Annotated in this window: 12 protein-coding genes; 7 read left to right on the forward strand and 5 right to left on the reverse strand. The window is 73.2% G+C overall.

The features are described 5' to 3' along the window. Nucleotides 1-139: 139 nt before the first annotated feature. A complete protein-coding gene (locus BLV24_RS03145) occupies nt 140-1,612 on the reverse strand; it encodes a M48 family metalloprotease (protein WP_092679662.1) in 1,473 nt (490 codons plus the stop codon). A 286-nt stretch (nt 1,613-1,898) separates the two neighbouring features. On the opposite strand from BLV24_RS03145, the gene BLV24_RS03150 reads away from it, so the two are divergent. After that, a complete protein-coding gene (locus BLV24_RS03150; protein ID WP_092679663.1) occupies nt 1,899-3,053 on the forward strand; it encodes a pyridoxal phosphate-dependent aminotransferase in 1,155 nt (384 codons plus the stop codon). 95 nt (nt 3,054-3,148) lie between these two features. Then, the gene (locus BLV24_RS03155) at nt 3,149-3,919 is read left to right on the forward strand and encodes a choice-of-anchor E domain-containing protein (RefSeq protein ID WP_094030688.1); all 771 of its coding nucleotides are present in this window, start codon (nt 3,149-3,151) and stop codon (nt 3,917-3,919) included. Between the two features lie 415 nt (nt 3,920-4,334). Here BLV24_RS03155 and BLV24_RS03160 read toward each other — a convergent pair whose 3' ends face one another. Then, nucleotides 4,335-7,910, reverse strand: a complete 3,576-nt coding sequence (locus BLV24_RS03160) for an Rne/Rng family ribonuclease (protein WP_245710357.1) — start codon at nt 7,908-7,910, stop codon at nt 4,335-4,337. Between the two features lie 534 nt (nt 7,911-8,444). Here BLV24_RS03160 and BLV24_RS03170 point away from each other — a divergent pair. The 4 genes from BLV24_RS03170 to BLV24_RS03185 all read left to right on the forward strand — a co-directional run bounded on the left by BLV24_RS03170 (nt 8,445) and on the right by BLV24_RS03185 (nt 14,815). After that, the gene (locus BLV24_RS03170; protein WP_143040198.1) at nt 8,445-9,935 is read left to right on the forward strand and encodes an N-acetylmuramoyl-L-alanine amidase; all 1,491 of its coding nucleotides are present in this window, start codon (nt 8,445-8,447) and stop codon (nt 9,933-9,935) included. A 293-nt stretch (nt 9,936-10,228) separates the two neighbouring features. Further along, nucleotides 10,229-12,865, forward strand: a complete 2,637-nt coding sequence (locus tag BLV24_RS03175; RefSeq protein WP_245710358.1) for a penicillin-binding protein 1A — start codon at nt 10,229-10,231, stop codon at nt 12,863-12,865. Between the two features lie 182 nt (nt 12,866-13,047). Beyond that, complete coding sequence (gene prfB, locus BLV24_RS03180) at nt 13,048-14,175, forward strand: peptide chain release factor 2 (protein WP_092679666.1); 1,128 nt, start codon at nt 13,048-13,050, stop codon at nt 14,173-14,175. A 304-nt stretch (nt 14,176-14,479) separates the two neighbouring features. Continuing rightward, entirely contained in the window at nt 14,480-14,815 is a 336-nt protein-coding gene (locus BLV24_RS03185) for a hypothetical protein (RefSeq protein WP_092679667.1), read from the forward strand. Between the two features lie 306 nt (nt 14,816-15,121). On the opposite strand, the gene BLV24_RS03190 is transcribed toward BLV24_RS03185, so the two are convergent. The 3 genes from BLV24_RS03190 to bcp all read right to left on the reverse strand — a co-directional run bounded on the left by BLV24_RS03190 (nt 15,122) and on the right by bcp (nt 17,978). Beyond that, nucleotides 15,122-15,643: a bactofilin family protein gene (locus BLV24_RS03190; RefSeq protein ID WP_092679668.1), complete on the reverse strand. Its 522-nt coding sequence runs from the start codon at nt 15,641-15,643 to the stop codon at nt 15,122-15,124. Further along, nucleotides 15,633-17,024, reverse strand: a complete 1,392-nt coding sequence (locus BLV24_RS03195) for a M23 family metallopeptidase (protein WP_092679669.1) — start codon at nt 17,022-17,024, stop codon at nt 15,633-15,635. Before BLV24_RS03195 ends, BLV24_RS03190 begins: the two co-directional genes overlap by 11 nt. A gap of 465 nt (nt 17,025-17,489) precedes the next feature. After that, the gene (bcp, locus tag BLV24_RS03200) at nt 17,490-17,978 is read right to left on the reverse strand and encodes a thioredoxin-dependent thiol peroxidase (protein ID WP_092679670.1); all 489 of its coding nucleotides are present in this window, start codon (nt 17,976-17,978) and stop codon (nt 17,490-17,492) included. 312 nt (nt 17,979-18,290) lie between these two features. Between bcp and BLV24_RS22755 the strand changes: the two genes are divergently transcribed. Beyond that, nucleotides 18,291-22,292 carry an AsmA-like C-terminal region-containing protein gene (locus tag BLV24_RS22755; protein WP_092679671.1) on the forward strand — a complete coding sequence of 1,334 codons (4,002 nt, stop codon included), beginning with the start codon at nt 18,291-18,293 and terminating at the stop codon, nt 22,290-22,292. Nucleotides 22,293-22,314: the final 22 nt, after the last annotated feature.

The following is a 22,314-nucleotide window of genomic DNA, read 5'->3' on the forward strand; positions in this document are numbered from 1 at the left end:
CGGGTGTAAGGGGCGCGGGCGCGGAGGCCGTGCCGGGCAAGCGAGGCGCGCGCGGACCCGTCGGGCGCGCGCGGGTTCGAGGCGGACGCGGCGCAGGCGGGGGCGGATGCGGCGCAGGCCGGGGCGGGGGCGGCGCGGGTCATCGCAGGGCCGCCTCGACGCTGGCCACGATGTCGTCGGCGCGCAGCCATTCGGGGCTGCCATGGGGCAGCAGGTCCTTGGCGCGTTCGGCCATGCGGCGGGCGTCGCGGCCCTGGCCGGTCATCGCCAGACGCTCGGCCGTGGTCAGGGCGGCGCGTCCCTCCTGGCCGGTGCGGGCATAGGCGAAGGCGAGGTCGCGCAGCAGGCCCGGGCCGCCGCCGCGGGAATCGCGCGCGCCCCGCTCCAGCGCCGCCAGCGCCTCGCGGTCGCTCTGCGGCGTGCCGATCGACAGCAGCGCCCGCCCCAGCCCGCCGAGGATCAGCGGCTCGTCCGGGGCCAGCGCCACCGCGCGGCGATAGGGGGCCACCGCCTGCGCGCCGCGCCCGCTCTCCAGCAGGATCTGGCCCTTGAGCTCCTCGTAATAGGGGTCGTCGGGGCGGATCGCGAGCAGCCGGTCCACCTCCTTCACCGCCCGGTCCGGATCGGGCGACAGATGCAGCGCCACCGCCCGGCGCAGGGTGGTCAGCTCGGAATGGTCGTCGGGATCGAGCCGGCTCAGCGTGGCCGAGGGCGTGTCGATGAACGCTTCCAGCTTGGCCTTCATCCGCTCGGTCCAGTAGACCAGCTCCCGCTCCGGCCCCTTGCCGAGCGCGGGCGATTTCGCCGCCCGCCGCTCCATCGCCGAGAGCCGGTCCGCCGACATCGGGTGGGTCAGCGTGTAGGGGTCGCGATAGCGGTCGGAGAACACCTCCTGCCCGCGGAACCCCTCCAGCACCCGGCGCATGCCGCTGGGATCGATGCCGGCGCGTTCCAGATAGGTCAGCCCGGCCTGGTCGGCGGCGGATTCCTCGGCGCGGTTGTAGGTGAGGAAGGCGCGCGAGATCGCGCTCTGCCCGCCGATGGCGATCCCCGTGCCCAGCCCCGCCCCGGCGGAGGAGCCCGCGGCCCCGGCGGCGGCGGCGGCGGCGATGCCCAGGATCAGGGCCGCGATGGCCGGGCCCTGCAGGTTGCCGGCCGCGATCTCGCGCCGGGCGAGGTGCCCGCCGGTGATATGGCCTGTCTCATGGGCGATCACGCCGCGCAGTTCGTCGGGCTTGGCGTAGCGGCGCAGCATCCCGGTGGAGAACACCATGTTGCGCCCCGCGAAGACGAAGGCGTTCGGGGCCGGCTGGTCGAGGATCATGATGTTCACGCTGTCGGGCGCGATGCCCGCGGCGCGGAAGATAGGGTTGGAGAGCTTGGCGAGCACGTGCTCGATCTCCGCGTCGCGCACGAAGCCGGCGGCGGCGGCGGGCAGGGGGACGGCCAGGGCCGCGGCCAGCGCCAGCGCGCGGGGGACGAGCGCGAGCGCGCGGCCAAGGGGCGACCGCCCCATGCGGCCCGGCGCAGGCGCGCGGCCCGGCGCCGACATGTCGGGGGCGGCCGCGGAAACGGCGCGGCGGGCGGAGCGGAGGGCGGTTCGCAGGGTCACGGCTGGGATCTCGGCTCGGCTTTCGCAGGGCGCGGCGGGGGCCGCTGTTGCAGGCTCGCGGCCGGGGCCGCTCGATCCGGACGCCCCGCGCCCGGTTCGGAGCGCAGGACGCGAAAGGCGCGGCGCGGACCGGCCGCAAGGTGAGCGCCGCGACGCCCGGGCGCAAGGCCCGTCGGCGCAAGCGCCGCATGGGGGCGCCCGCGCCCGCGCCGGCCTGGCCGCTTGACCGACCGCCGCCCAGCCCCGAGGGTCGCGATCCTCAGCCCCCCGATAGGAGCCGGAACCGATGAAAACTTCAAGGCGAAGCGCCGTCGATCCTTTCATCGTGATGGACGTGATGGAGGCCGCCCGCACGGCCGAGGCCGAGGGCCGCGACATCATTCACATGGAGGTCGGCCAGCCCGCGACCTCCGCCCCCGCCCGCGCGCTGGAGGCCGCCTCCCGCGCCATGCGGGAGGGGCCGATGGGCTACACGGTGGCGCTCGGCCTGCCGGAACTGCGCGAGGGCATCGCCGATCTCTATCGCCGGCGTCACGGGCTGTCGCTGGATCCGCGGCGGGTGGTGGTGACGGCCGGGTCGTCGGGCGCGTTCACGCTGGCTTTCCTCGCCACGCTGGAGGCGGGGGAGCGGATGGCGCTCGGCGATCCCAGCTACCCGTCCTATCGCAACATCCTCAAGGCGCTCGGCGTGGAGACCCTGCGCCTGGAGACCGGGGAGGCGGATCGCTGGCAGCCGACCGCAGCCGCGCTGACCGCGCCGGGAACGCCGGACTGGGGGGCGCTGCTGGTCGCCTCTCCGGCCAATCCCACGGGAGCGATGCTGGACCGCGCCCGGCTGGCGGACCTGGCCGCCGCGTGCCGGAGCCGGGAGGCGTGGCTGATCTCCGACGAGATCTATCACGGCCTGACCTATGGCGCGCCCGCGGTCTCGGCGCTGGAAGTCGATGACGAGGCCATCGTGATCAACTCCTTCTCCAAGTATTGGTCGATGACCGGATGGCGGATCGGCTGGATGGTCGTGCCCGAGCGGATGATCCGCGTAATTGAACGGCTCGCTCAGAACATGTTCATTTGTCCGCCGCATGTGAGCCAGGTCGCGGCGCTGGCCGCATTGGGGGCGGAGGAGGAATGCGAGGCGAATCGTCTTCGATTCGAACGGAACCGCGAAATTCTGCTCGACGCGCTGCCTCGCGCCGGCTTCGACAGGCTCGCGCCGCCGGACGGGGCCTTCTATCTTTACGCGGACGTTGCGGAATTCACCGATGACAGCCGGAATTTCTGCGCCCGGATGCTGTCCGAAGCCGGGGTCGCCGCCACGCCCGGCGTGGATTTCGACCCGGTTCGTGGGGACAATACGGTGCGTTTCAGCTTCGCGAGGTCTGAATCGGAGATTATCGAAGGCGCCCGGCGGCTTGCCGCCTGGGCCGGGGCGGGTATGTGACGCCGCCGGTTCGCCCCAGTGGTGCGTTGCGGAATTTAGTTGGCCGAATGTGAACGTCGCTGTTCCAAACTCTGAAGAAACGCGTTACAAAGAACATGAACGAGATTGACGGGGCGACTCGGGTTCGCCTGCCTTCCGCTTTCGCGGGGCTCCGGTATCTCGGAAATGGGGAAACGAATCTGGAGATGGATATGTTTAGGGTTACATTCGGATCGCTGGCGGCATTGGCGCTGACGACGGTCGCAGCCAGCGCCGCGACGTTCAACGCGGTGGGCACCTCCAGCGGCGCGATCAGTGGCGATGGGACCGTCACTGTCACCGTCTCTGAGTTCGACCCGTCGTGGGGCACGCTGGACAGCGTGTCGCTCCTGGTCTTCTCGACGGCCTCGACCGCGTCGATCGTGATCACGAACAACGGCGGGACCACCGAAACGTCGACCGTGAAGCTCAACAGCTCGCTGACGATCGCCGACAATGACGGCCTGATCGACTCGATCTTCCCGGCCTCGCCGTATGCCTCGTCCGACTCCACCGGTGCGGTTGAGCTCGATCCGAGCGAAAGCTCGGGCTCGCTGCCGCTGTCGACCGCCTCGTCGGTCGGGTCGTCCTACCTCATCTCGCTGGTGGACGAGTCGAACTTCGTGGGCGTCGGCACCTACAGCTTCGGGTTCACCTTCGACACCGGCTTCGAGACTGAGACCGGTTCGAACTTCACCGTCGCCGGTAGCTCGCTGAGCGATGCGAACGTCACGGTGCAGTACAACTACACCGCGCCGCCGTCGGCCGTGCCTGTTCCGGCCGCTCTGCCGCTGCTCGGTGGTGGTCTGGCGCTGATGGGCTTCGTCGCCCGTCGTCGTCGCGGCTGAGACCACTCGGTCAGATCTGAATTCGGGCGGCCTTCGGGCCGCCCTTTTTCGTTTAAGGGGGGGCGTGCGCTTTCGTGGCCCGGACGCTGGCGGGGCTCGGGGCGAGGGGGGCGTGGGGCCTGTCCAGCCATTCGGGTCAGCCAGGCGCCCTCCGGTGTGGTTTTTAAGGGGAAGGGGCGGGTCGAAGCTCGCCGCGATGCGGCGCCGAGGCGACCGCCCGTCAGGTCCGCGGCGTCGGTAGGCCGAGCTTCCCGCCGGAGTAGGCCAGGGCCGTGGCCGCGACGAGATCGTGTCGGTGGCTGAGACGCCGCGCATGGCGGCGACGCAGCTCCGCGGACGAGGTGTCGGCACGGGAATGAAAAAGGCCCCGGACCTTGCGGTCCGGGGCCTTTTCTTCAGGCGAAGTCGCCGCGCGTCAGCGGCTGAAAGCCCACCATCCGCGCTTCTTCGGACGGCCCTCTTCGCCGCTCTGCGGGGTTGCCGCAGGCTGCTCGGCCATCGCGGGGCTGGTCGCGGCCTCCGGCTCGGGCTCGGGTTCCGGCTGAGGCTCGGGTTCCGGCTGCGGGGCAGGGGTCTCGGCCAGCTCGGGCGCCGGTTCGGGCGCGGCCTCGACGGTCGCCTCCGGCTCGGGCTCGGGCTCCGGCTCGGGCTGGGGCGTCGGGACCTCCGCGGCGGCTTCCGGCTCCGGCGCGGGCTCGACGACGGGCGCTTCGGGCGCCGAAACCGGTTCGGCTTCGGGCGTCGCCTGGGCGGCGTCCGCATCCTCGGCCCGCGGCTTGCGCCGGCGGCGGGTGCGCTTGGGCGCGGGGATCGCGGCGTCGACTTCAGGGGAGGCGTCAGCCGTCGCGACGGGCGCCTCCGCTTCCGGAGCCTCCGCCGTCACGGCCTCGGCCTGGCCCTGCTCATCGCCGGCCGCGGCCTCGTCATCCCGTCCGCCTCGCCGGCGGCGACGACCGCCGCGGCGACCGCGACGACGGCGCGACGCGTCGTCGTCATCCTCGGCCCCGTCATCGGGCGCGGCCGCACGGGCGCGCGGCGCGGGCTTTTCGGCCGCCTCCGGGGACGCCGACGCTTCCGCCACGGCGGCGGGCGTCTCCGCCACCGGCTCGATCACCTCGGCCTCTTCGACCTGATCGTAGTCCTCCAGATCCGGCGGCGCGACCGACAGCGCGGTCACCGCGGCCACCTGGGCCGGCCGGCGGGTCTGGGTCTTCACCTTCTCGATATGGAATTCGGGCGAGAACAGCGCCGGGTCGGGCTGCACCCGCACCACCACGTCATGCTGCGCCTCGATCGCCGAGAGGTGATCCCGCTTGTCGTTGAGCAGGTAGGCCGCGGCCCCCATCGGAGCGTGGATCAGCAGCTCCGGCGCGCGGGCGCGGGCCGCCTCGCCTTCCAGCTGACGCAGGATGGCCAGGGCCAGGGAGGAATCCGCCCGCACGATGCCGGTGCCGTGGCAATGGGCGCAGGGGGCGGTCGTCGCCTCCAGCACGCCGGGACGCAGGCGCTGGCGCGACATCTCCATCAGCCCGAAGGCCGAGATGCGGCCGACCTGGATCCGCGCCCGGTCGATCTTCAGCTTCTCCTTCATCCGCTTCTCGACGGCCCGGTTGTTGCGCGGGTCCTCCATGTCGATGAAGTCGATGACGATCAGCCCGGCGAGGTCGCGCAGACGCAGCTGGCGCGAGATCTCGTCCGCCGCCTCCAGGTTGGTCTTCAGGGCGGTGTCCTCGATGGACCCTTCCTTGGTCGACTTGCCGGAGTTGATGTCGATGGCCACCAGCGCCTCGGTGATGCCGATGACGATGTAGCCGCCGGATTTCAGCTGGACCACCGGGTGGATCAGCGAGGTCAGCTCCTGCTCCACGCCATGCTTGGCGAAGAGCGGCGCGCCGCCCTCATGCAGCACCACGTTGCGGGCATGGCCCGGCATCAGCATGGAGATGTAGTCGCGGGCCTCGCGCCAGCCCTCTTCGCCGGCGACGACGATCTGGTCGATGCCGGTGGCGTAGAGGTCGCGGATCACCCGTTTGATGAGCGAACCTTCCTCGTAGATCAGGCTGGGCGCCACCGACTTGAGGGTGATGGAGCGCACCTGCTCCCACTGGCGCAGGAGGTATTCGTAGTCGCGCTCGATCTCCGCGCGGGTGCGCTTGGCGCCGGCGGTGCGGATGATCAGGCCCATGCCCTTGGGCACCTCGAACTCCGAGGCGATGTCCTTGAGCTTCTTGCGATCCGCCGCGTTGGTGATCTTGCGGGAGATGCCGCCGCCGCGGGCGGTGTTGGGCATCAGCACGCAGTAGCGGCCGGCGAGGGAGAGATAGGTGGTCAGCGCGGCGCCCTTGTTGCCGCGCTCCTCCTTAACGACCTGGACCAGCAGGATCTGCCGGACCTTGATCACTTCCTGGATCTTGTAGCGGCGCTGGAAGATGCGACGGACCGAGATTTCGGCCATCTCGTCGCCGCCATCGCCCTGGTCGTCGTCGACATCGCCCGAGACGGTCTCGGCCTGCGGCGCGTCCTCGTCCGACGCGTCCCGGGTGCGGGAGCGCGAGCGGCGGGCGCGACGGGGCCGGGGCTCGGCCTCGGCGTCCGCTTCGGGCTCGGCCGGGTCGGCTTCGGCGGTGGCGTCGCCCTCGGTCTCGGTCTCGTCGGCGCGGGCGCGGCCGCGGCGGGACCGGCGGGACCGGCCGCCGCGACGGGAGCGGCGGCGGCGGCGGTCGCCGTCCTCTTCGCTCTCCTCGGCGGTCGAGTCGCCTTCGGAGGCGGCGTCGCCCTCGGCGGTCGCCGTTTCGGCGGAGGCGGCGTCGGTCGCCTCGGCGGTGGTTTCCGTGGTGGTTTCGGCGCTCGCTTCCGCATTCGCGTCGGAGGCGGCGTCCGTCGCGGTTTCAGCGGGGGCCTCGGCTTCGGAAGCTTCGGTCGCCGGAGCGTCGGTCACGGCCGGCTCGGCGGCCGGGGTTTCGGCGGCGGCTTCCGTCTCCGACGGGGCCTCCGCTTCCGCTTCGGGGGCAGGGGTCTCGGCCTCGGTCACGGTTTCCGCGGTCTCGACTTCCGCGGGGGCGTCGGCTTCGGCCGGGGTTTCGGCGACCGGCTCGGCCTCGGTCCCGGCGTCCGCAGCGGCCTCGGGGGCCGGTTCGGGCGCGGGCTCGGCGGAGGTCTCGTCCTCCTCCCGCTTGCGCTCGGCGGCGGGGGCGTAGTCTTCCTCAACCCGGTCGTCGTCGCCGGTCCCGGCGCTCTCGGCGATGGAGCTCGGCGGCTTGGCGTCGGGATCGACCTCTTCGATATCGGGGTCGGCCGACGGGGCGGCGTCCGTCTCCTCAGGGGTCTTGGCGGTCGTTTCGGCGGGGGTTTCGGGCGCGGCCTCGGCCGTTTCCGGCGCGGTTTCGGTCTCGGCTTCGGGGGCCGCGGCCTGTTCGATCGCGGGGGCGGCTTCGGCTTCGACCTTCTCCGCGTCCGGCTCGGCTTCGGCGGTGTCCGCCGTCGAGGTTTCGCCATCGGCCGCGTCGCTGTCGGCTTCGTCGCCGTCATTGTCGGAGTCGGAATCGTCGACATCCTCGACCATCATCGAGTCGTCGTCGTTCTCCTGATCCTCGTCGCCGGTCTCCTGGTCGTCCTCGACCTCGGCCTCCTCGGCGGCGCGGCGCGCGCCCCGGCCCTTGCGACGGCCACGGCCGCCGTCCTCGGCCGCGGCGCGCTTGCGGGCCTCGGCTTCCTCCTCGGCCATCAGCGCCTCACGGTCGGCCCGCGGGATCTGGTAATAGTCGGGATGGATCTCGGAGAAGGCGAGAAATCCGTGCCGGTTGCCGCCGTATTCGACAAAGGCGGCCTGCAGCGACGGCTCAACGCGCGTCACCTTGGCGAGATAGATGTTGCCGGCGATCTGCTTCTTGGCGATCGACTCGAAATCGAAGTCGTCTACCTTGTTTCCGTCCGCGACGACGACCCGGGTTTCTTCCGGGTGGGTCGCGTCGATGAGCATCTTCTTGGCCATGGTCTCCTGACCCGGCGCGCCGCCTCCGGCGCCGACCGACCCGGAGGGGCGGGCGGATGAAGACGCGCGTCGGTTGATACTGGGGCGAGTGCCGCCGCGGTCCGGGCGCGCGGAAGGGCCGGCGCCGTGGCGCGGTCTCCTTCGTCGCTGAACCGGGTGTGGGCGCGCATCGCGTTCTGATCTCCTGGCAGGTCCGGCGAAGGGCGCCGTCCGGCCGCAGTCGGGGAGGGGCGAGGGCACGTGAGCCTGGCCCCGATCTCGGCGCCGCGCCGGCGGACGAGATCGCTGCACGGGGCGGGCCTTGGCCCTGTCCGCTGCGAGGTCGTCCCTTGGATCCGGGGCGTCGTCCGAAAAACTTTCGGTTCGTCGCTGCGCCGTGGCTCGTGCGCGCAGGGCGCGTCCCGAACTGGCGGCAGCCTTGACACTATAGCCGTCGGGGCGGCCTGTTGACAATCGCTATCGCACTTGCGCGTCGCAATGTATTCGCGCCCGCAGCGACAGGGCGAAACGACAGGGAAACAAGGGGTTATGCGGATGGCCTGGCGGAGCGGCGCGGTGGGGGCCCATGCAATTCGCGGCATTCGCCGGGCGGCCGGCGCGGCGGTGCTGGTCGCGGCGGGGGCCGGCGCGGCGCTGGGGCCGGGGGCGGGGGGCGCGGCGACGCCGCCGCCCGCGCCCCGATCGTCGCCGCCCGGCGTCGATGCGCCGCCGGCGCGCCCGCAGCCGATCTCGCAACTGGACGAGGCCGCCGCCGCCCTGGCGTTGGCCGGCGAGGCCCGTCTGATCGGGATGCGCCACCATGACGGCCGCACCCGGCTGGCGCTGTCGCTGCCCGGGCCGGGGCCGTGGCGGGTGTTCGCGCTGGACGGGCCGCCGCGGCTGATCGTGGACGTCGCGGCCGGAGGCTGGACCGGGCGCCGGGCGCCGCCGCCGCCCGACGGGCTGATCGCGGGCCTGCGCGCCGGGATGGCCGAGGCCGGCCGCGCCCGGCTGGCGCTCGACCTGGCCGGCCCCGCCCGGCTGGAGGAGGCGGTGATGACCCCGCTGGAGGGCGGCGGCGCCCGGTTGCGGGTGATCCTCGGCCCGGAAACGCAGGCGCGCTTCGCCGAGACCGCCGGCTGGCCGCCCGGCGCGCGGGCCTCGGGCGGGCCGGGGCGGTTCTCGGTGGATCTGCGCGGCGCTCCGGACCCGCGGGCCGAAACCCGGCCGCTGGTGATGGTCGACGCCGGTCATGGCGGCTTCGACCCCGGCGCCATCCGCGGCGATGCGGTGGAGAAGACGCTGGCGCTCGACTTCGCCCGCGACCTCGCCCGCGCCTTGCAGGAGACCGGGCGCTGGCGGGCTGAGCTGACCCGCACCGACGACCGCTACCTGGGGCTGGACGCGCGGGTGGAGCTGGCCGAGGCCGCCGGCGCTTCGGCTTTCGTCTCGATCCACGCCAACACCGTGGCGCGGGGGGAGGCGCTGGGGGCCTCGGTGTTCAGCCTCGCCTCGCGCGCCACCGACGCCGAGACCGGGGCGCTCGCCAGTTCCGAGAACCAGGCCGACCTGCGCGGCCCCGAGGGCCATGACGGCGACGCCGATGGGGATGCCGGAGCGGTCGGCGCGGGCCTGCGCGGCGGCGACGACATCGCCGCCATCATCGAGCAGATCGGGCGCGGCCCCGCGACGCTCGCCTCCCGCGGGCTGGCGGAGGCGCTGGCCGACAATCTCGACGCTGTGACGCCGATGCTGCGCGGGCGGGCCCATGCCCAGGCCCGGTTCCGGGTGCTGCGCTCGACCCGCATGGCCTCGACGCTGGTGGAGCTGGGGTTCCTGTCCAACCCCGCCGACCTCGCCCGGATGCGCGACCCGGCCTGGCGGCGGCTGGCGGCGCGGGCGCTGGCCGCGGGGCTCGACGAATGGCGGGAGGCGGGGGCGGCGCGGGCCTACGCCTCGGCGCCGGAGCCGGGATCTGGCGGCGGTCTCCCCTCCGGACCGGATTCGCGCGGACCGGCGCCGGCGTCGGCGTCGGCGGAGAACTGACGGCGCGGGCTCCCGGGATCGCGCCGCGCGGCGCCGGGCGCGGCATGTCGCGCATCCGGATCGGCCTTGTTCATCAGGCGGATGAACGGCTTCGCGCGCGCGCCTGCGCCGGTCCGCGGAGGCGCCGCTTGGGCGCAACGTCGCGGCCTTCGTCGCATTCCGCCGCAAGCTTGCCCTGTCCGCGCCAAGCGCGCCGCACTATGTAGGCGCTCAGGACCGGGATCACCGACCGGCCCGATACCCGGCGCCCCGCCTGCGGGCGCATATTGCACGCAACGGAGCGACCCTACGGCATGATGCGATTTCTCGCCTGGATGTTCAGCATCGCCTCCATCGGCGCGATCTTCGGGCTCGGCGCCATGGCGGCGCTGGTCTGGCATTACGGGCGCGACCTTCCCGATTACGACGCGCTGAAAAGCTACCAGCCGGCGACCATCTCGCGCGTTTACGACCGCGACGGCGCGATCATGGCCGAATACCTGACCGAGCGCCGGGTCTTCGCCCCGATCGACGAGGTGCCGGACCTGGTGAAGAACGCCTTCATCGCCGCCGAGGACCGCAATTTCTACGAACATGCCGGCTTCGACGCGCTGGGCATCGTCGGCGCGGTGGTGGACTACGCCCGCGGCGGGCGGCTGCGCGGGGCCTCGACCATCACCCAGCAGGTGATGAAGAACTTCCTGCTGACCAACGAACGGTCCTTCGAGCGCAAGTTCAAGGAGATCATCCTGGCCACCCGCCTCGAGCAGGTGCTGACCAAGGACCAGATCCTCGAACTCTATCTCAACGAGATCTATCTCGGCGCGCGGGCCTACGGGGTGGCGGCGGCGGCCGACAACTATTTCGGCAAGGCGCTGGAGAACCTGACGCCGGCCGAGGCCGCCTATCTCGCGGCGCTGCCCAAGGCGCCCTCCAACCTGCACCCGGTGCGCGACCACGACATCGCCGTGGCGCGGCGCGGCTACGTGCTGGATCAGATGCTGCGGGCGGGGTTCCTGACCCAGGCCGAGTTCGAGGAGGCCGACGCGGCTCCGCTGGCCACGGTGCTCGACGGCTCGGTGGAGCCGGAGCTGCCGCCGGTGCCGCCGCGGGACTATTTCTCCGAGGAGATCCGCCGCCAGCTGGTCGGCCAGTTCGGTGAAGAGGCGGTCGAAGGCGGGGGGCTGACCATCCGCGCGACGCTCGACCCCGAGCTGCAGCGCGCGGCCGGCGACGCCCTGCGCGCCCGGCTGGTGAAGTGGGACAAGGAGCGTCAGGGCTGGCGCGGACCTCTCACGCGTATAGAGCCGGCGGCGCTGACCGGCGACGACGGGGCCCCGAGCGAGGACGCCTGGCGCGAGGCGCTGGCCGCCACCCGCGCGCCCGGCGACATTCCCGGCTGGCGCCCGGCCGTGGTGCTGAAGGTCGGCGATACGACCGCGCGCATCGGCATCCAGGGCGTGCCCGAGGACGCGGACGGCCATTACATCGGCGTGGGCGACGCCGGCTGGGCCAAGCCCGAGCTGGAGCGCGGCGGCGTCGGGCGCGCCCCGCGCAAGCCCGCCGACATCTTCGCCGTGGGCGACGTGATCATGGTCGCCGGCGAAACCGAGGACGGGTCCGAAATCCGCGATGTCCCCGGCGACGCGCTCGTCGACGCGGGGCTGGCGCGCTGGTCGCTTCGCCAGATCCCCGAATTGCAGGGCGCCTTCATGGCCATGGACCCGGTCACCGGCCGCGTGCTGGCGATGCAGGGCGGCTTCAGCTTCGAGACCTCGGTGTTCAACCGCGCGACCCAGGCCAAACGCCAGCCGGGCTCGGCCTTCAAGCCCTTCGTCTACGCCGCGGCGCTGGACAACGGCTACACGCCCTCCACCGTGATCCTCGACGCCCCGATCTCCATCGACACCGGCGCGGCGGAGCTGTGGCGGCCCACCAACTCGTCCAACAGGTTCTACGGCCCCTCGCCCATGCGGGTCGGCATCGAGCAGTCGCGCAACGTGATGACCGTGCGGCTCGCGCAGGATGTGGGCATGGACCTGGTCGCGGAATACGCCGAGCGCTTCGGGGTCTATTCCGACATGCCGCACCATCTCAGCTACGCGCTGGGGGCGGGAGAGACGACGCTCTACCAGATGGTCGGGGCCTACGCGATGTTCGCCAATGGCGGCTGGCGGGTGTCGCCGACGCTGGTCGACCGGGTGCAGGACCGCTGGGGCGAGACCATTTTCCGCCAGGACGACCGGCTGTGCCCCGACTGCCGCCAGGACTGGCGGTCGGGGGAGCTGGAGCCGGTGCTGCAGCCCAATTCGCAGCTGATCATGGACCCGGTGACGGCGTTCCAGCTGACCTCGATGATGCGCGGCGTGGTGGAGCGGGGGACCGCGACCCGGCTGCAGAGCCTCGGGTTGCCGCTGGCCGGCAAGACCGGCACCACCAACGAGGCCAAGGACGCCTGGTTCATCGGCTTCACCCCCAACATGGTGGCGGGCTGCTTCATCGGCTACGACAACCCGCGCCCGATGGGGCGGGGGGCCTTCGGCGGCACGCTTTGCGCGCCGGTCTTCGAGGACTTCATGGAGATCGCCATGAAGGACCGTCCGAAGCTGGACTTCCCGTTCCCGCCGCATGCGGTGATGGCCAAGATCGACCGCTCCACCGGGCGGCGGCTGTCGGACGACGCGTCGGGCGCCGGCGTGGCGCTTGAGGCGTTCCGCCTGGGCGAGGCGCCGGCCGTCGGCGAATATTCCGGCGGCGCGGTCATCGAAGGCCGGTTCGACATGTTCGCCGGCGGCGATCTGCCGATGCGGCTGGAGCAGGACGAGCCCTCGTCCGGCCCCGCGTCCGGCCCCGCGTCTGGCGGCGCGCCCGCGGATGGCGGGGGGGGAGGCGGCCAGGCCCCGGCCCCGCCCTCGCCTTCGGGCGGCTTCGGGTCCGGCGGACTTTACTGATCCGACGGGGCGGTACGGGGGGCGCGGGGGCCTTCGGACTCCCGCCGCCCCCCGCCGCCGCATCCCTGCTGCGTTCCATCACTTGAGCCGCGCGCCGCGCCGGTCTATGTCCCCCGGATGCGGTTTCGCGCCCCTTCCGGGCGCGTGCGGCCCCCAGACCCGACCAAGGAGCTCCTCGTCCCATGCGTGCGGAGACCCAGAACCTCATCGCCGAAATCGAGAAGTCGGTGACCCTGCTGCGCCAGCGCGTGGGCTGGGAGACCGCGGAGCACCGGTTGGAGGAGCTCAACGCCCGGGTCGAGGACCCGACGCTGTGGGACGACTCCGTCCAGGCGCAGAAGGTGATGCGCGACCGCCAGCAGCTCGCCGACAAATACGAGCAGGCCAAGTCGCTGGGCCAGGAGCTGACCGACAATATCGAGCTGATCGAGATGGGCGAGGCCGAGGGAGACGCCGAGGTGGTGTCCGAGGCCGAGGCCGCGCTGTCGGCCCTGCGCGACCGCGCCGCCCAGGCCGAGATCGAGGCGCTGCTGGACGGGGAGGCCGACGGCTCGGACACCTTCCTGGAGATCAACGCCGGCGCCGGCGGCACCGAGTCCTGCGACTGGGCCCAGATGCTGGCGCGCATGTATACCCGCTGGGCCGAGGCCAAGGGCTACAAGGTCGAGCTGATGTCCGAGAGCGCCGGCGAAGAGGCGGGCATCAAGTCGGCCTCCTACAAGATCACCGGGCCGAACGCCTACGGCTGGCTGAAATCGGAATCGGGCGTGCACCGGCTGGTGCGCATCTCGCCCTTCGACAGCGCGGCGCGGCGGCAGACCTCGTTCTCCTCGGTCTGGGTCTATCCGGTGGTGGATGACTCGATCGAGATCGAGATCAAGCCGAACGAGATCCGGGTGGACACCTACCGGTCCTCGGGCGCGGGCGGGCAGCACGTCAACACCACCGACTCGGCCGTGCGGATCACCCATATCCCGACCAATATCGTGGTGACGTCCTCGGAGAAGTCGCAGCATCAGAACCGGGCCAACGCTATGGCGGCGCTGAAGTCGCGGCTCTACGAGATCGAGCTGCGCAAGCGCACCCAGGCCATCCAGGACGCCCATGACGCCAAGGGCGAGATCGGCTGGGGCAACCAGATCCGCTCCTACGTCCTGCAGCCCTACCAGATGGTCAAGGATCTGCGCACCAACGTGGAGACCTCGGACACCGGCGGCGTGCTGGACGGGGATCTGGACCGGTTCATGGCCGCGGCGCTGGCGATGGAGGTCACCGGCAAGACCCGGGCCGAGGCGATGGCCGAGGACTGATCGCGGGCCCTGCGACGGGGCTTTTCAGGCGACCATGACCAGGACCAGGACCGAAACCGCCGGGCGCAGCGATGCGCCCGGCGGTTCGCGTTCGGGCGCCCGCCGCGCCGCGCTTCCCCCCCCCGCAAGCGGGGAGGGGGGGCGCCCCGAGCCCCGCGCCGGGGGACTATCCTTTCGGATAGGTCGCCGCGCCATCCGCGCCGGCGAACCCGCCCTTCGCTATGTCGCGCGGCGGCTCGGATTTTCGTAGAACTCTCCCTGCAAGCAACGAGGCGCGAAACGGCGCCGCACAGGAGAGCCCGCCATGACCGCCATCGAGATCCACCGGAACGCCCCGTCCCGCGACGACGCCCCCCGCGCCGGTTTCCCGATGGCGCTGCTGTTCTGGGCTCATGCGGCGGGGGTCTCCGCGGGGATCGCGGCCGGGGTCGGGGGGGGCTTCGGCGTCTTCGCCTCGCTGGGCATCGCCTGGGCGACCGCCGTGGCGCTGACCCTGACCCTGCCGTTCCTGCCGCTGATCGGCGCCGGGTTCCGCAACGCCGCCGGCGCGAAGGACGTGGACGCCGACCTGGCCGCCTGGGCCGAGGACCTGGAGGCCGAGCGCGCCGCCGCCGAGGCCCGCAACCGCCGCGCGGCCTGAGATCGCGCCGCTCCTCCCGCCGGAGCGGCGCCCCGAGACGGCCCCGGCCGCGTTGCGGCCGCCCCCTTCGTTCTCACCCCCGAAGCCGGGGCGACGACGACGGCCGGGGCCGGTTCAGGGCGGAGAGGCGACGCCCGCCGACATCGCCGTCGCCCCGAGCGCCCCGGAGCCCCGCTCCGGGGCGTTTCGCATTGCGGAGGCGGGCCGGGCGCCCCCGGAGACGCGAAACGCGGGCCCCGTCGCCGGGACCCGCGTTTCGAATGTCAGGCATGACGGCGGATGGGCCGCCCTGCGCAGGAGGAAAGCTCAGCCCTCGGAGCCGTTGGTGGAACCGGCGGGGGGCGAGGAGATCACCGGGGCCGACTTGCCGCCATCCGACAGCGGGTCGTCGTTGCGCTGGACCGAACCCTCGAAATGGGCGCCGCTCTCGATCGCGATGGTCTTGTGGATGATGTCGCCCTCGACCTTCGCGGAGGAGGTCAGGCGCACCTTCACGCCGCGGACCCGGCCGACGACCCGGCCGTTGACCACCACGTCGTCGGCGACGATTTCGCCGCGGATCGTGGCGCTTTCGCCCACGGTCAGCAGGTGGGCGCGGATGTCGCCGTCCACGGCGCCCTCGACCTGGATGTCGCCGGTGGTCCGCAGGTTGCCGGTCACCGTGAGGTCGGAGCTGAGGATCGACGGCGGCGCCTTGGGCTTCGCAGGGGCCGACGGCGAAGGCGAACCGGTGCGCGGCGGCGCGGCCGGCGCCGGCGCGGCGGGCCGCGACCCGGAGTCTTCGGCCTTGGTGTCGATCGGATCGTTGATCTTCGACTTAGAGAACATTGCGCGCGGCCTCGATGTACTTCATGGGGTTGAGCGGCTTCCCGTTCAGGCGGATCTCGTAGTGGAGATGCGACCCGGTCGAGCGTCCCGAGTTACCCATATCGCCGATCCGGTCATTGCGCGCAACCCGCTGCCCCACCTTGACGCGGGTGGCGTTGAGATGCGCGTAGACCGTCTCGAAGCCGAAGGCGTGGCGGATCTTGATGACCCGGCCGTAGCCCGACTGCCAGCCGGCGAAGGTCACGACCCCGTCGGCGGTGGTGTGGATCGGCGTGCCGCGGGCGGCGGCGAAGTCGGTGCCCGCATGCATGCGCGAGCGGCCGTTCTTGGGATCGCGCCGGACCCCGAAGCCGGAGGTGAAGCGGAAGGCCGCGTGCACCGGCTTGGCCAGCGGCAGCTTGGCGGCGGCGACCTGCATCAGGCTCGCCCGCTCCAGCCCGCCGAGCAGGTTGGCCACCCGCTCCGCATCCTCGGAGACCAGCAGCGGCGAGGCGCTCTCATCCACCGGCAGGAAGGGTCCGCCCTCGCCCGAATAGTCGCGGCGCAGTTCGGCGACGACCTGGTCGGGGTTCACGCCGGCGGCGTCGAGCGCCTTCTCCAGCCCGCCGAGCCCGGCGTCGACCGCGTCCTCAAGCTGGGAGAACAGGCGGGCGCGGGCCTCGGCGGCGCGGCCGCGCTCTGATTCCAGCGTCTCCAGCCGGTCGGCCAGGGCGGCCTGCATCATCACCGCGGCGTCGCGTTCGCGGGTGGTGTCCTCCAGCGCGGCGGTGACGCCTTCGATGGCGGAGGTCCACTCGTCCTCGGCCGCGTCGGCGGCGGCATGGTCGGCGTTCAGCGCCTCCGCCCGGGCGGCGAGCGCCATGCGGGCGCGCTCCGCCTCGTCGCGGGCGGCGACGGCGTCGGCCAGCTTGGCGCGCAGGCTTTCGAGCGCGAGCGTCAGTTCGGATTCCGCGTCCGCGGCCGCGACCAGCGAGGCCTGGCGACGGGCGAGCTCACGGCTCATGACGTCGAGCCGGGCCAGCGCGTCGGAGGCCTGTTCGGCGGCGAGGTCCCGCTGCGCCTCCAGCGCCGCGACCTCGGCGTCGCGGTCCTCGGTCAGCGCGGCGAGCCGGGCGTCGCGATCGGCCTCCAGCGCGGCGAGGTCGGCGACGCGGCGCGCCTCGGCCTCGGCCACCGCGTCGGCGGATCCGCTCTCATAGGCCGCGACGCGGGCGGCGAGCGCCTCGCGTTCGGCATGGTTCAGAAGCAGCGATACCGTGGCGAAGCCGGTCCAGCCCAGGAGGGCCGTGACGCAGGCCGCCGCGAGAAGACCGCCGCGCGTGGAGACGCGGATATGCCGCGCATCGTCGCCTTTCCGGATGGTGAGCCGCCAATCAGGCAAACCACCAACGGCACGCGGTTCCTCCGCGCGGCCATTCGGGCTTGTCATCCGTGTCCCTCGGTGCCTTGCGTCGGGATGTCCTGTCCCTTCGCGTTTTTCGCGTCTTGTTGTGTTTCTGCATCGTTACCCGATGCGCTGCCCGGTGATCAACACGTTTCGAACGGCGGTGATACAGCTGCCCATCGGCAGCCCTGGGCCGAAACGGTCCTGAGGCGACCCCTGCGAGTGGAATCACCCGCTTCTGGAGTGATCGCCGGCTAGAGCCTAAATGGGGAAAGATTAAGGCGGGATTAGCGCGCATCCGGGCCGAGGCGTATCCGCCGTTGGGGAAAGCCGCGCGCTCCGCGTCGCCGCGCCGCGCGGCGATGCTGCGTCAGCGCGCCGCAGACAGGTTCCCGCGTCGCGGGCCGGGGATCGGCGCGCCCCGCCAGGGACTTCGACGGGGCGCGCCGACCGGTCGCAGGATCAGGCGATCTCGCGCAGGGCGGCGAGGACGTCGTCGGCATGGCCCTTCACCTTGACCTTGCGCCATATCCGAACCAGCCGCCCGTCCGCCCCGATCAGGAAGGTGGAGCGGTCGATGCCCATGTATTTCTTGCCGTACATGCTCTTCTCCACCCAGGCGCCGTAGGCCTGGCAGACCGCGCAGTCCTCGTCCGACAGCAGGGTCACGCCGAGATCATGCTTGGCCTTGAACTTGTCGTGGCTGGCGGGGGTGTCCTTGGAGACGCCCAGCACCACGGCCCCGGCGGCGGCGAACTCGGCGCCCAGCGCGGTGAAGTCCAGCGCCTCGGTGGTGCAGCCGGGCGTGTCGTCGCGCGGGTAGAAATAGAGCACGACCGGCTTGCCCTTCAGCTCGGACAGCGACAGCGCGCCGCCGCCGTCGCGGGGGAGGGAGAAGTCGGGGGCCGGGTCGCCGACGGAGATCTCGGGGGCGGTTGCGGGGTCGGTCATGGGCGCGCGTCTCCTGCGAAGTGGAAGGGGGCTGGGGAACGGTCTAGTTTCATCGCGACCGAGGGCAAGTCCGAAACCCGGCCGGGCCCGTCGAAGGACGCCGTGTCGGGGCGCCGTGCCGGGCGCCGTGCCGGGGCGACGTGACGGGCGCCATCACGGGGCGCCCCGCGCCATCGCGCGGCATGGCGGCGGCGGGGCGCCGCGGGGCAAGGTCCGAGGCGGAAGGCGCGCCGGTCGGGCGAGCGACGTTGGCCCGCGGCGGAACGCGGGCGGGGGCAGGGCCTGGCCGGGCGCGACGGGCACGGGAGCGACATGCATCGCAGGCATCTGCACCACCAGCGCGAAGCGGCCGCCGGCCGTCGACGCCACGCGCGCCGCGACGCGCGGCGCGGCGGCGCGGCGGCGCGGCATCTCAACCGGCTGGGCTCGGTCATCGCGGGGGCGCTGCTGCTGACCCTCGCGGCGCTGGCCGTGGGCCATCAGCGCCTGCGCGAGGGGCCGGTGTCGCTCGGGCCCCTGACCACGGTGATCGCGGACCGGCTGGCCGCGGCCTCGGACGGGCTGCGCTTTTCGATCGGGCAGGCGGTGTTCGCGCTGGGCGAGCCGGGGGAGGTCTCGGGCCTGCGGCTGGGCGACGTGCGGGTGGTCGACGCCGAGGGGCTGGAGATCGCGGCGGCGCCCGAGCTGTCCATGCGCTTCCATCTGTGGGACCTGGCCTTCGGGCTGCTGGCCCCGACCGAGATCCACGCGGCCGGCATCTCGGCCGTGATCGAGCGCGACGCGCAGGGCCGCCTGCGGCTGCCGGGCGCGGCGCGGCCGGAAGAGGCGCGGGCGGCGGCCACCCCGGCGGAGCTCGCGGCCCAGGCCAGCGTGAGCCAGAGCGACGCGGCCTCGGCGCTGGTGGCGCTGCTGGCGGGGCAGGGGCCGGGCGACGGCCCGCTGGGCCGCCTGCGCAAGGTCACCGCCGAGAATGTGGACGTCTCCTACCGCGATCATTTCACCGGCCAGAACTGGCGGCTGATCGACGCCGAGCTTTCGGTCGAGCGGCTGGAGGATCGCGATGTGGGCCGGCTCGCCGGTCGGGTGGCGCCGCCGCCGCGGGCGGTGGGCGCGCTGGCCGATCCGGGAGGGGAGCTGGAGGACTGGTCGAATGACGCGGCGGGCCGCGCCGACGACCCGGGCCAGGCGGCCGAGGACTTCGCCGGCCCCGACCTGCTGGCCCTGGAGGCGGAGGGCGACGGCCCCGCCGAGGCGCGCTTCGCGGCGGAGGGCGAGCGGCGCCATGACGACGGCGAGGTGTCGTTCCGCGCCCGGCTCGGCGGCCTGCCGATCGCGCATCTGGCGCTCGCCGCCGGGGCGCCCCTGTCGGAGGCCGCGACTTTCGGCGACCTGCGCGCCGGCGTGCGGGCCCGGGCGAGGCTGTCACGAGAAGGGGCGCCGATCTCCTTCCGCGGCAGCGTGCGCGTCGGCCCCGGCACGCTGGCCGGCGTGCCCGACCCCTTCGGTCGGATCGAGCGGCTGGACCTGCGGCTCGAGGGCGACGAGGGGGCGCCGGGCCAGGTCCGGGTGCGGGGGCTGCGGCTGACCGGCCCGGCGGGCGCGTTGCAGGCCGCCGGCGTGCTGGAGCGGTGGCGGTCGGGGGAGGGCATGTCCCTGTCGCTCGACCTCGACCGGGTGGAGATCAGTCCCGAAGCCGGGTTCGCCAGCGCGCAGACCTATGACGACGGCCGCCTGAGGGCGCATTTCATCCCCGGCGCCGGGCGGATCGAGCTGGAGACGATCCAGCTGGAGAGCGAGGCCGTGACGCTGGCCGCGCAGGGGGCGGCGGAATGGGGGCCGGAGGGGCCGGAACTGGCGGTCGGCTTCGCCACCGGGCCGATGTCGCTGGCCACGCTCCTGGCCGCCTGGCCGGTGACGGCGGGGCCCAACGCCCGGACCTGGGTGGCCGAACATCTGTCGGTTCCTCCGGACCCCGCGGCGGCGGCGGCCGAAGATCAGCCCGATGACGGGGCGGAGGCGGCGGCTCCCGCCGACAGGGGCGTCGAGACGGATCGCGAGGCCCCGGCCGGCGCCGAGGCCGCGCGGGCGGTGGAGGCGTCGCTGGCGCGGGCCGCGTCGCGGGCCGCCGCGGCGAGCAGGGGGACGGGTGGGGAGACGGCCGGCGAGACGGGCGGGGGCGCGGGCGGCGCGTCCGAGGTCGCCGCCGCCTCCGCCATGCCGGGGATCACCGCGGCGCGCGGCCGGTTCTGGACCGCCCCGGGCCAGCCGCCGGAGCTGACCCTCGACTTCGCCTTCCAGGGCCTGCGGGGCGAGGTGCTGGCCGGCATGCCCGCGATCACCGGCGCCGCCGGGCGCGGGCGGGTCGGGCTGGACCGCTTCGACGTGGCGCTGACCCGGGGCGTGACGACGCCGCCCGGAGGGCGGGCCATCGACCTCGCCGGCTCCAGCTTCTCCGCGCCCGACCTGACCGCGAAGATCCCCCACGGCATTCCGGTGGTGCGGGCCGAGGGTCGGGTTTCGGACGTGCTGGCCGTGCTCGACCAGCCGCCGCTGGAGCTGATCCGGAAATTCTCCATGGACCTCAGCTCCGTCACCGGCGAGGCCAGCACCGTGGCGCGCCTGTCCTTCCCGCTGATCCGGGGCCTGCGGCTGGACCAGCTGCAGGTCGGGGCGCGCTCGACGATCCGCGGGGCCTCGGCCCCGGCGCCGGGCGGGCATGGGCGGGTCACCGCGGACAGCCTGTCGCTGGAAGTCGACGCGACCGGCCTGCGCCTCAGCGGGGCGGCCCGGATCGACGGGACCCCGGCGCGGATCTCGTGGCGGGAGCGGTTCGCGGGCGGTGACGCCGCCGATCCGCGCCGGGCGGTGGAGCTGCGCGGGGCGCTGGACGCGGCCATGCTGGAGAAATTCGGCGTCGCCGGCATCGAGATCGGAGAGGCCGCGGCCCCGCTGCGCCTCAGTCTCGGCGCGCAGGGGCCGAACGACCCCGACCGGTTCACGCTCACCGCCGATCTGGGGCCGGCGGCTTTGTCGCTGCCGATCTTCCAGTGGTCCAAGCCGGCGGGATCGCCCGGCGGGATCGAGGTCTCGGGCCGGTTCGCCGATAACGGCGCCATCGAGGTGGAGCGGATGAGCGGCGAGGCCGGGGACCTGTCCTTCGCCGGCGCCGCCCGGATCGGGCCGGAGGGCGACCTGCGCCGCCTCAAGCTCGACCGTCTGGTGCTGGGCGACCTGCTGGATGTCGGCGTGGAGCTGCGCGACCTGCGGGAGGGGCGGATCGTGGCCTCGGTGGAGGGCGCCTTCATCGATCTGGGCGAGCTTTGGCGCCGCGCCGAGGAGGCGGGCGAGGGCGATGACGCGGGGCTGCTGGCCGCTGTCAACGGCGCGGACGACGAGGATGAGGCGCCGGCGCCGGCCGGCGACCCCGCGGGGCCCGGCGGCGCGAGCCGGGACGTGGACCAGAGCCGCGCCTTCGCGCTGGACGTCAAGCTGGCGCAGGCGAGGCTGGTCGACGGGATCGAGCTGACCGCGGTCAACGGGCGCGCCACCCGCGGCGACGGCATCACCCGGGCGACGCTGTCGGGCGAGGTCAATGGCGGGCAGCGGGCCGATCTGCGCTATCGCCGCGGCCGGAGGGGCGGCGGGGGGCTGACGCTGGACAGCGCCGATGCGGGGGCGCTGATCCGCGACCTGGGCCTGTCGGACGAGGTGTCGGGCGGGGTGCTGAAGGTCCGCGGGCGGCTGCCGCCGGGCTCGGACGCGCTGGTCGGCGTGGCCGAAGCCGACGGCATCCGGGTCGGCGGGCGCGAGGCGCTGTCGGGCGTGCTGGACCGCGCCGCGCGCCGCGGGCTGCTCGCCAATCCCGACCCCGCGCGTCCGGGCGTCGAGGGCGCCCCGGCGGTCGAGGGCGGCTATGTCTTCGACACCGTGCGCGCGCCGTTCCGTTACGAGGGGCGGCGGATCCGGCTGACCGATGCGCTCGCCACCGGGCCGATGCTGGCGCTGAAGGTGTCGGGGGACTATGATTTCGGAGCCGGCGCGCTGGACCTGGACGGCGTGCTGACGCCGGCCTACGCGATCAACGGCATCCTCAACGACCTGCCCCTGGTCGGCTTCCTGCTGGGGGGCGAGGGCGAGGGGCTGCTGGCGATGAATTTCTCGGTCGCCGGGAACGCCTCGGACCCGGAAATCTCGATCAATCCGTTCTCGATCCTGACGCCGGGGATCCTGCGGGACCTGTTCTCGGGCTTCGAGTCGCGGGGCGACGCGGCCCCGATCCCGCCGAGCGACCGGCCGGAGGAGCCGGGGCGCTGAGGGGGACTGAGGGGCGCGGGGG

It is taken from the genome of Albimonas donghaensis (assembly GCF_900106695.1).
GTDB classification, from domain to species: Bacteria; Pseudomonadota; Alphaproteobacteria; order Rhodobacterales; family Rhodobacteraceae; genus Albimonas; species Albimonas donghaensis.